Source organism: Plasticicumulans sp., assembly GCF_035331805.1.
Taxonomy (GTDB): Bacteria; Pseudomonadota; Gammaproteobacteria; order Competibacterales; family Competibacteraceae; genus Plasticicumulans.
Window position 1 is genome coordinate 1 of record NZ_DAOLKE010000046.1, and the last position, 9,525, is coordinate 9,525.

Below are 9,525 nucleotides of genomic sequence, written 5' to 3' on the forward strand. Positions count from 1 at the left end.
ACGCTGCAGCGCTTCGCGCTCGCGCCCGGCCCCGGCCAGGCGCTGGCGCCAGGCATCGATGGCCGGGGCCGGCAGCGTTGCCGGATCGAAACCCGCCAGAAAGCGGTCGGCCGCCAGCCCCGGCCAGCCGGGCACGGCACGCGGGGTCGATGGCGAACCGGGCGCGGCGGCATCGAGCGCCGTGACCAGGGTCGTGCATTCGGCCGGGATCGTGGCCGTGCCGGGCGCGGGCGGCAGCGTCGCGCAGCCGCTGACGGCGAGCAGCAGCACGGACAGCGAGGGCAGCAGGCGGGCGGGGGGCATGCAGGAATCTCCGGGGAGGCCGGTGGCAGGTACGCAGCCGGCGGGTCGCAGCGATACAGTGCCCGGCCTTTGCGGCCTGCGGAGTACACCGGTGTGCAGCCGATCCTTCCATCACCCGCCCTGCGCTGGGATCTCTGGTGCCACGTCATCGACAACTATGGCGATGCCGGCGTCTGCTGGCGGCTGGCGCGCAGGCTGGTCGCGGTGCACGGCCAGCGGGTGCGGCTGTGGATCGACGCCCCGGCGGTGCTCGCGCGGCTGTGGCCGGCGATCGACGCGCAGGCGGCGCACCAGGTCGTGGCCGGCGTCGAGATCCGGCACTGGCGGGAATCTCTGGAAGCGGCCGAGTGCGCCGATGCCGGCGACGTGGTCGTCGAAGCCTTCGCCTGCGAACTGCCGGCGCCCGCGCGTGCCGCGCTGCAGGCGCGCCGGTCGCTGTGGCTGAACCTCGAATACCTGTCGGCCGAAGCCTGGGTCGAGGGCTGCCACGGGCTCGGCAGTGCGCAGCCGGGCGGGCGGACGCGCTACTTCTTCTTTCCGGGCTTCACGCCGGCGACCGGTGGCCTGATCGGCGCCGATGCGGCGTGCGCGCAGTGGGATGAGCGGGCCGCGCGTGCGTGGCTGGCCGCGCAGGGCGTGACGGGGCCGGCGGCGGCGCGGCGGCTGTCGCTGTTCACGTACGGCAATGCCGCACTGCCGGGCTGGCTGGAGGCGCTCGCAGCGGGCGATGAGCCGTGGCTCGCGCTGGTGCCGGACGGACGCACGCTGCGTGCGCTCGGCGACTGGCTCGGGGCGCCGCTTGCGCCCGGCGAAACGCGCACGCGCGCTGCGCTGAGCATCCACGCGCTGCCCTTCCTCGCGCAGGACGACTACGACCGGCTGCTGTGGAGCAGCCATCTCAACGTCGTGCGCGGCGAGGACAGCTTCGTGCGCGCGCACTGGGCGCGCCGGCCGCTGCTGTGGCAGGCCTACCGGCAGGACGGGGAGGCGCACCTCGACAAGCTCGAAGCCTGGCTCGCGCGGGCGCTGGACGGGCTGGAGGCCGGGGCCGCCGGCGCTGCGCGCGCAGCGCACCGGGCCTGGAACCGGGAGGCGGATTTCGCGGCGCACTGGCCGGCGCTGCGCGCGGCGCTGCCGGCGCTGGAGGTGCAGGCCGGGCGTTTTGCCGGGCGGCTGGCGGAAGGGCCGGAGCTTGCGGCCGCGCTGGTGGCGTTCGCGCAATCGAAGATAGAATAAGCAGTTTTTACACCCAACCCACCAGGATCACCCGATGAAAACCGCTCAGGAAATCCGCGCCGGCGCCGTCATTCTGGTCGACGGTCAGCCGATGGTCGTGCAGAAGGCTGAGTTCAACAAGTCCGGCCGCAACGCCGCGGTCGTGAAGATGAAGCTGAAGAACCTGCTGTCGGGTTCCGGCACCGAGACGGTCTACAAGGCCGACGAGAAGTTCGATGTCGTCATCCTCGACAAGAAGGAATGCACGTACTCGTACTACGCCGATCCGATGTTCGTGTTCATGGACGCCGAATACAACCAGTACGAGATCGAGCGCGACGATCTCGGCGATGCCGTCCACTACATCGTCGACGGCATGGAAGATGTCTGCGAAGTGACCTTCTACGAAGGCAAGGTCATCTCGATGGAACTGCCGACCATCGTCGTGCGCGAGGTCGAATACACCGAGCCGGCCGCACGCGGTGACACCTCGGGCAAGGTCATGAAGCTCGCGCGCCTCAAGGGCAGCGGCTACGAACTGCAGGTGCCGGCCTTCGTCGAGACCGGCGAGAAGATCGAAATCGACACGCGCACCAGCGAGTTCCGCAAGCGCGCGTGAAGCCGGTCACCCCCGCCGGATGTGTCCGCCCTCGCCCCCGGTCGCCGTCCGCGATCGGGGGCGATGCGTCTGGGCAGCCGCTATCCGCCGGTGATCGCCGACAGCGGCGCGAGCAGCAGTTCGCCACGCAGCAGCAGGCGCTCCGGCGTGCCGGCGTAGACGAGGCCGGCGTAGCGCGTCTGCTCGATGCCGATGCCGAGCCCGCTGCCGGCCGCGAGCAGCTCGGGGCCGTGCACGAGCAGGTGCAGCGCATCGTTGCTGCGCAGCCCGGCCACGGCCGGCGCGAGGATGCTCAGGTGATGCGCGGTATACACGAGCGGTTCGGCGCAGAAGTCATGCCCGGCCGCCGTCGCCTGTTCGAGCAGCGCACACGAGAGCAGCGCCGCGGCGTAGGTCTGCGGGAACACCGAGCGCGGTGCCAGTTCGTCGAACCACAGCGCCTGGTCGGCCAGCGCGCCGGCGAGGAAGTTCTTGGCGTGGCCGACGCTCGCGAACTTGCGCTTCAGGAACCAGGGGCCGCGCTGGCAGCGGTCGGGCTGCGCGCGCAGCGGCCCGGGGAAGGGCGCGCAGCTCAGGCCCGGCTCGTACAGCGCTTCGGCGCTCTGGCGCAGCCAGCCGGCCAGCACCAGGCTGTCGGCCTTGCGGATCAGCAGCCGGCGCGACAGCCCCGGCTCCGGAGTCTCGCGCCGGGCCGCCGCGCGCACTTCGGCCGTGAACGCCTCGCCCGGACACAGCGCGCCGGCGAAGGACAGATCCCAGTTCGTCCAGTGCAGGCCGTGCGCCGCGGCCCAGGCCGCGTCCTCGTCACGGGCCGGATGGGTCTGCCACAGATACTCGATCAGGGCTTCGAGCTGGAAGCCGAGCACCAGCGGACCCGGGAACGGGTTGGCGACGATGCGCTGCCAGTGGTGCGGATCGTGGAAGGGATTGAAGTCGTCGGTGGCATTGCGCGCGGCATCCACGTGGATCTGGGCAAACCGGCCTTCGAGCGTCGAGCTGGCGCGCATCGCGGACTCCGGGCCTGCGCCGCGCCGGCGGACTGCCGGTGCGCGTGCGGCCGTCGCCGAGCTTAGTCGCGCATGCGTGAGATCGAAGCCGGGGGAGTCGACGTCATCATCGTGTTCGGTGCGGCGCTGGCGGCGGACGGCTCGCCGGGGCCGGCGCTGCTGCGGCGCATCGAACACGCCGTCGCGCTGTGGCAGGCCGGGCGCGGGCGCTGGCTGCTGTGCTCGGGCGGACTCGTTGCCGGCACGCGCAGCGAAGCCGCGGTGATGGCCGGATGCGCGCGCGCTGCCGGAGTGCCGGCGCAGTGCATCGTCGAGGAGGACTGCGCGCGCAACACCTGGCAGAACGCGCAGTTCAGCGCAGCACTGCTGCGCAGGCATGGCTGGCGCACGGCGCTGCTGGTGACCGAGCGCTATCACCTGCCGCGCGCCCGGCTCGCCTGCCGGCTGAACGGGCTGCCGGTCGTTGCCGTCAGCGGTCCGGGGCATCCGCCCGGACGCGGCCGGGGCCGGCGCCTCGCCCTGGCGCTGCGTGAGGGACTCGCCTGCGGGATGATGCTCATGCGGGCTGCCGCGGCCATTCTGCGCCGTAACGGTGCAGAAAGCCGGCAGGCCGCCGGCGATTGAACGGGTGATCGTCCCGACACCGGTACTGCGCATGACGATTGCCGGCAATCTCCCGGGCGCCGGCAGCCGGTCGACACCGGTGGTTTCGGCAATTGCACCAGGTTGGCGCAAATCAGCATGAGCGCTGGCCCGGGCATTTCCGGTACGGACAAATCCGGTTTGTCCGCACCGGTCCCGGCAATACCGGCGCACTGCGTCATGGCCGGTGTGCCGGTGTCCAGCCTGCTGATGGTAAAGGGGAAAAATTACCGTGCCGTGTCCGGGAATTGCCAGCCAATAGCCGGCATCCGGAAGCGCGTGCATTTTCATCGGAAGCAGAATCTGTATAATCCCCCGCCCTTTCCGGGTATTGGGAACATTGCCGAAATGCCAGCTCAGAATATCGTTCCGAACACCGTCGCCACGTCTGCCGCCCATATCGAACCCTGCCACGGTTACGCCTTCGATGGTGATCTGGTGCGTCTGTACGCGCAGATCGCCGTCGATGCCGTGCCGGTGGCCAATGCCGAATGGGCCGTGCAGCTCTGGGCCTGCGCGACGCCGTTTGCCGGCGGTGAACTGCACGGGACCAAGATCGCCGAGGTGCGCGCCGCGGTGGCGGCCGAGGCGCCGGCCTGGCTCGATGCGACCACGACGGCGCTGCCGCCGGCCGGGGCCGGCGAGCATGCGATGGTGCTCGTGCTCGCCAGCGGCGACGACGGCCACTTCGCGGCGATCCACGACTATGCGAACTATCCGCACGCCGAACGCTTCGTGCTGCCGCGCCTCGGCGGCACGGTCGGCTACCGGATCGACGGCGGCAGCGTCACGCTCGAAGTCGGATCGGTCGCCAACCCGCGTCCGGCCGACAACCTCAGCGGTTCGCTCGCGCTTGAGTTCTGGGCGCTCGCCGCGCCGTATGCCGGTGCCGATGCGTTCGCCGGCAGCAAGCTCGCCGGCGTCGATCTCGGCACGCTGGCCGGTGGCTGCGCGCTCGACGGCCTGACCTTCACGCTGAGCTGTGCCGGCCAGCCGGACGGCGTCTGGTATCCGGTGCTGATGCTGCGCGAGTGGACGGCCGCCGGCTGGGTCACGCGTGACTACACCGCCTTCGCGCCCTCGGGCACTGCCGCGCCGCTGGCCGCCGCCCCGGTGGCGCAAGCCCCGGCCGTCGAAACCGCTCCGCTTGCCGAAGCGCCGGTCATCGAGGCGCCGGCCGCCGCGCCTGCGGTCGTCGAGCCTGCACCGGCCGTGAAGCCGGCCAAGGCCAAGGCCAGGAAGGCAAAGGCCGCGGCGTCGGGACCGGCGGTGTCGGTGAACACCTCGACGGTGACCGCGCTGGCCGAGGTCAAGGGCATTTCGAAGACCGTCGCTGCCGCCATCGTCGCCGCCCGCCCGTATGCGAGCCTCGACGATCTGCTGCGGGCCAAGGGCGTTGGCGCCAAGCTGCTCGAAAAGCTGCGTGCGCAGCTGACGCTGTAAGCCGGCCGCGTCTCATGCGGCCGGTGGTCGCCCGCTGCACGGGCGGCGGCGCGGCGGCGGGAGATTCGTCCCGGGATCAGATCAGGTCACGGGATCAGGTGGGGAGGCCGCTCCAGCCGAATGTGCGCCGGCGCTCGCGGCTGGCGCGCCGGTCCGAGTGATCCGGCTCGTAGCGCAGGCCGGTGCGCCGGTCCATGCCGCTGCGCCGTTCGCCGCGGCGCCGGTCCTGGATGGTTTCGTACTGGCAATGGCAGTGCTCGCAGCCGCCATCGGCGAGCGGCATCAGCGGTGCGTGGCCGGGCGGGTACAGCCGGGCGGCCTGCGCGTGGGCAGCCGCACAGGCGCCGGCGCCGGGCACGATGCGGACCGCCTGCCAGGGCTGCGCGCGACCGGCCGCGGGTGCGGGCGTGCGCGTGCGTTCGACGCGCGGCGGCAGACGCACGAACACCCGGATCATCCAGGCCGACAGGGCAGCCACCAGCAGGGCGAGAAACCAGGACATGGACAGGGACATCGTCGGAACCCGCGCGCCGGCGCGAGTCCGCCGGAACGTCTTGTCTGGACGATCACCGGCCGGGCTGTCCGGTCGGCACCGGCCTCCTGGCAGGTCCGCTCCGGGACCGATCCACGGCGCACCGGATATCGCGCTGGAGCGCGCCGGCGACCTCCGCTCTGCCGCCGGAGGATTTTTCGTAAAGTTTAGTCACATGATCGTCCGGATCCGTCCGGACTTGAGCGCCGTCGACGGCTTCAGGCGAGCGTGCCGCCGTCGATGGTCAGCGCCTGGCCGGTGATGGCGCCGGCCGCCGGCGAGCACAGCCAGAGCGCCAGCGCCGCGACCTCCGCGGGCTCGACGATGCGCCCGAGCGGCACGCCGGCGGCGGCCTGCGCGGCGTCGATGCCGAGTTCGGCGTAGCGGGCCTCGGCCATCGCCGTGCGCGTCCAGCCCGGACAGATGGCGTTGACGGTGATGCCGCGCGCCGCCGCCTGCAGCGCCAGCGAGCGCGTCAGCCCGAGCACGCCGTGCTTGGCCGCGCAGTAGGCCGGCTGGTCCGCCACGCCGCGCAGTGCCAGCACCGAGGCGATGTTGACGATGCGGCCGTGTCCATCGGGCAGCCGCGGCAGCGCGGCGCGGCAGGCGTGCCAGGTGCCGTCGAGGTTGGTCGCGAGGATGGCGCGCCAGCGCGCATCGTCGTCCTCGGAGCCGACCGGATTGCTGCCGGCGAGGCCGGCATTGCAGACCAGCGCATCGAGCCGGCCGAAGCGCCCGAGCACCGCCTCGACCAGCGCGTGCACGGCCGCGCCGTCGCTCACGTCACAGCCCTGCACCAGATCGGCGGCTGCGGACAGTGCCGGGCCTGGCGTGCGCGCGCAGCCGGCCGTGCGCCAGCCGGCGCCGGCAAAGGCCTGCACGATCGCCAGCCCGATGCCGCGCGAGGCGCCGGTGACCAGTACGACCGGGGTGTCTGCATTTTTTGTCATCGTATGGTTCATCTTGTCATCGAATCAGCCGCTGATCCGGTTCAGGCAGCCGTGAAGCCGCCGTCGACCGCCAGCACGGTACCGGTGATGAACGAGGCGGCGTCCGAGGCGAGAAACGCGATCGTCCACGCGATCTCGCGCGGCTCGGCCAGCCGCCCGAGCGGGATCGCGCCGACGTAGGCCTCGGCGCCCTCGACGGGGAAGGCCTCCGGGTAGCGCCGGCGCAGGTCGGCGAACACCTGACGCAGCATCGGCGTGTCGGTGCTGCCGGGGGCGATGGCGTTGACGCGGATGCCGTGCGCAGCCCAGTCGAGCGCGGCGCTGCGCGCAAGCTGTGCGAGCGCGGCCTTGCTGGCGCCGTAGATCGCCGAGCCCTTCTTGCCGACGAAGGCCTGATCGCTGGCGACGTTGACGATCGCGCCGCCTCCGGCCGCGATCAGGTGCGGAATCACCGCCTGCATCAGCAGGAAGGGGGCGAGCAGGTTCACGTCGAGCACGCGCCGTGCTTCGGCGAGCGGCGTGTCGGTGACGCTGCCGATCAGCGTCACGCCGGCATTGTTGACGAGCAGATCGAGCCGGCCGGCGCGCGCGGCCACGGTCTCGACGTGTCCGGCGATCGATTCCAGATCGGCGAGATCGACCTCGGGCAGGTCGAAGCCGTGCACCTGCACGCCGAGCCCTTCGAGCAGCGCGGCGGTCGCAGCGCCGATGCCGGTGCGATGACCGGTGACGATCGCCACCTTGCCGGCAAGACCGGGCAGGCAGGGGGCGGGCGGGGGATTCGGCATGCGGGCAGGCTCCGGGCGCGGGGCAGGGGCGCGAGTATGTCGCAAGCGGTGACGGGCCGCTGCCGCTGGCCCTGCTGCGCCATACTGACCGTCTGACGCACGCAACCACCGGGGCGTGTGCCGTGTCTGAATCCTGGCCGGTGTTCTCCCTTCCGTGCCCGGCGCTGCCGAGGTTCGATCATGACCACTCCCTGCGATTCCCGGACGTGCGCGCCAGCCGGCGCGTGCGTTGCTTCGTGTCGCCAGCGCCTGCGGCGCGGCGTCTGGCTGGCCGGCTGCCTGCTCGTGCTCGGCGGCTGCGTCGAGCCGGCCTACTACGGCGGCTCGCCGTATTACGAAGAAAGAAATTCGTATTATGAAAGCAGGCCGGTGTACACGCAGCCGGATTACTACGGCGGCAGCTATTACCGGCCGACTCCCCGGGTCCAGGCGTATTACTACGACCGCGGATACTCGCATGCGCGGCGGGATCGCGACTGGCATGACCACGACCGTGACCGGCGCGGTCGCGATTACCGCGATGATGACCGGCGCTCGCGCAATGACGGTCGCGGCGATGAGCATCGCGAAGCCCGCCGCGATCAGGACCGGTCCCGGGATTCCGGCGATCATCGGGCCTCTTCCGGCCGGCGTACCGATTTGGAATGGACGGACCGCATGCGCAGGGCCCAGGGTGGTAACGGTGAAACACGTCCGTATGACTGATGCCGTCCGGCAGCCTGAAGTCCGGAGGCCGGCCCTTGTCCGCTGGGGGCTTGCAGGCATCCTGCTGGCCCTGACAGGCGGCTGCGTGGCGGTCGCGCCCGATTACGGCTACGGCTACGGCTACGGCTACGCCCCGGCCTATTCGCCGGCGCCGCCGGCCTACAGCTACGCCCCCGCGCCCGTGGTCGTCGCGCCGCCGGTGGTCGTGCGGCCGTACTACCGGCCTTATTACCGCGATTACCGGCCTTATCCTCGCCCTTATTACCGGCCTTATCACAATCACGGCGGCTGGGGGCATGGCCATCGCCGCTACTGAGCGCCCGGCCCTCCGGGGCCGGACGGGCCTGCTGCTCGCACTCTGCTGCCAGGCGGGTGCGGCAGCAGAGCCGTCGCCGTTCACCGGCCTCTGGGCCGATGCCCCCGGCCTGCACCGGCTGGCGCTGGTGGACTCCCCGGCTGGACACCTGCAGGCCGTGCTCTACGGCACGCTGGCCGATGGCCGGCGCTACGTGGTCAGTGCCGGATCGGTCCGGGAAGCCGATGACGGCCTGTGGCTCGACTGGCCGGCTCCGGCCGCCTATCGCGGGCCGGTCGCCGGCGCGGATGCGCTTGCCGGGCACCGGGCCGAGCTGCCGCCGGTGGCCGGCCTCGCACCCGGGCCCAGTCGCTGGCAGGCCGTGCGCGCGGCCGGCGGATTGCGGTTGCGCTGCCTGCACGGCTGTGCCGGCTGGCCCGCGGAGCTGCATCTGACACCGACGCCGGCCGGGCGCTGAGCCCGGGTTCTCGCAGGACGAATTTCCAGTTCACGCCGTTTCGGCACCGCCGGCATTGATGTGCGGCAGCCGGGGCGTGGACGTGATTCGCAATCCTGATCCCGGTCAATGAAAAGCCCGGCAGATTGTGAGCAAATGTGGGCAGACACGCAGATACAACGATAGACAGGGATGCGCGGGATCGGATTTTCGAATCACGAACCACAGAGCACCAATGAGAGGAGAGCCATCATGTGTACCTTCGACTCGCCGTTTGAACGCTGTCCGGTCTGCCAGCAGATCGTGCTGCTCGACTCGACCCAGAAGGAATGCGCACACGAACACAGCTGCGTGCCGGGACAGGTCTGCCCGCTCGGCGCGTATTTCGACGGCCTGAAGTTTCAGGAGAGCGCACAGGAGCGCAAGGTCATCGCCATCCAGCCGCTCGGCTGAGACGGCAAGTCATTCGGGAGGGGGAACCCGGAGCTGACCGTACACGGACGTGCGGCAGGCAAAAAAGGCGGGGCGGCGGCAGGATGCCGACCGCCCCGACTCCATCTGGATGGGTT

Annotated in this window: 12 protein-coding genes and 1 pseudogene; 8 read left to right on the forward strand and 5 right to left on the reverse strand. The window is 71.1% G+C overall.

Annotation, left to right across the window (positions count from 1 at the left end):
- A pseudogene (locus PKE44_RS05455) lies at nucleotides 1-303 on the reverse strand (hypothetical protein); the annotation flags it as partial.
- Nucleotides 304-396: 93 nt separating this feature from the next.
- Here PKE44_RS05455 and earP point away from each other — a divergent pair.
- On the forward strand, nucleotides 397-1,539 hold the full coding sequence (earP, locus tag PKE44_RS05460; RefSeq protein WP_324548822.1) for an elongation factor P maturation arginine rhamnosyltransferase EarP: 1,143 nt from the start codon (nucleotides 397-399) through the stop codon (nucleotides 1,537-1,539).
- A gap of 34 nt (nucleotides 1,540-1,573) precedes the next feature.
- Entirely contained in the window at nucleotides 1,574-2,137 is a 564-nt protein-coding gene (gene efp, locus PKE44_RS05465; protein ID WP_324548824.1) for an elongation factor P, read from the forward strand.
- Between the two features lie 80 nt (nucleotides 2,138-2,217).
- Here efp and PKE44_RS05470 read toward each other — a convergent pair whose 3' ends face one another.
- Complete coding sequence (locus PKE44_RS05470) at nucleotides 2,218-3,144, reverse strand: hypothetical protein (protein WP_324548826.1); 927 nt, start codon at nucleotides 3,142-3,144, stop codon at nucleotides 2,218-2,220.
- A 72-nt stretch (nucleotides 3,145-3,216) separates the two neighbouring features.
- On the opposite strand from PKE44_RS05470, the gene PKE44_RS05475 reads away from it, so the two are divergent.
- Nucleotides 3,217-3,768, forward strand: a complete 552-nt coding sequence (locus PKE44_RS05475; protein WP_324548828.1) for a YdcF family protein — start codon at nucleotides 3,217-3,219, stop codon at nucleotides 3,766-3,768.
- Nucleotides 3,769-4,134: 366 nt separating this feature from the next.
- Nucleotides 4,135-5,229 carry a helix-hairpin-helix domain-containing protein gene (locus PKE44_RS05480; protein WP_324548830.1) on the forward strand — a complete coding sequence of 365 codons (1,095 nt, stop codon included), beginning with the start codon at nucleotides 4,135-4,137 and terminating at the stop codon, nucleotides 5,227-5,229.
- A 94-nt stretch (nucleotides 5,230-5,323) separates the two neighbouring features.
- On the opposite strand, the gene PKE44_RS05485 is transcribed toward PKE44_RS05480, so the two are convergent.
- From PKE44_RS05485 to PKE44_RS05495, 3 genes are all read right to left on the reverse strand, one after another.
- Complete coding sequence (locus PKE44_RS05485) at nucleotides 5,324-5,731, reverse strand: hypothetical protein (RefSeq protein WP_324548832.1); 408 nt, start codon at nucleotides 5,729-5,731, stop codon at nucleotides 5,324-5,326.
- Nucleotides 5,732-5,979: 248 nt separating this feature from the next.
- Entirely contained in the window at nucleotides 5,980-6,711 is a 732-nt protein-coding gene (locus tag PKE44_RS05490) for an SDR family NAD(P)-dependent oxidoreductase (RefSeq protein WP_324548834.1), read from the reverse strand.
- Between the two features lie 41 nt (nucleotides 6,712-6,752).
- A complete protein-coding gene (locus PKE44_RS05495; RefSeq protein ID WP_324548837.1) occupies nucleotides 6,753-7,499 on the reverse strand; it encodes an SDR family oxidoreductase in 747 nt (248 codons plus the stop codon).
- 180 nt (nucleotides 7,500-7,679) lie between these two features.
- On the opposite strand from PKE44_RS05495, the gene PKE44_RS05500 reads away from it, so the two are divergent.
- From PKE44_RS05500 to PKE44_RS05515, 4 genes are all read left to right on the forward strand, one after another.
- Entirely contained in the window at nucleotides 7,680-8,204 is a 525-nt protein-coding gene (locus PKE44_RS05500) for a hypothetical protein (protein WP_324548839.1), read from the forward strand.
- A gap of 85 nt (nucleotides 8,205-8,289) precedes the next feature.
- Nucleotides 8,290-8,520, forward strand: coding sequence for a hypothetical protein (locus tag PKE44_RS05505; RefSeq protein ID WP_324548841.1), 231 nt, complete (start codon nucleotides 8,290-8,292; stop codon nucleotides 8,518-8,520).
- Nucleotides 8,501-8,977 (forward strand): hypothetical protein, encoded by a 477-nt coding sequence (locus PKE44_RS05510; protein WP_324548843.1) that lies wholly within the window; start codon nucleotides 8,501-8,503, stop codon nucleotides 8,975-8,977. Before PKE44_RS05505 ends, PKE44_RS05510 begins: the two co-directional genes overlap by 20 nt.
- A 231-nt stretch (nucleotides 8,978-9,208) precedes the next feature.
- Nucleotides 9,209-9,409, forward strand: a complete 201-nt coding sequence (locus PKE44_RS05515) for a hypothetical protein (RefSeq protein WP_324548845.1) — start codon at nucleotides 9,209-9,211, stop codon at nucleotides 9,407-9,409.
- Nucleotides 9,410-9,525: the final 116 nt, after the last annotated feature.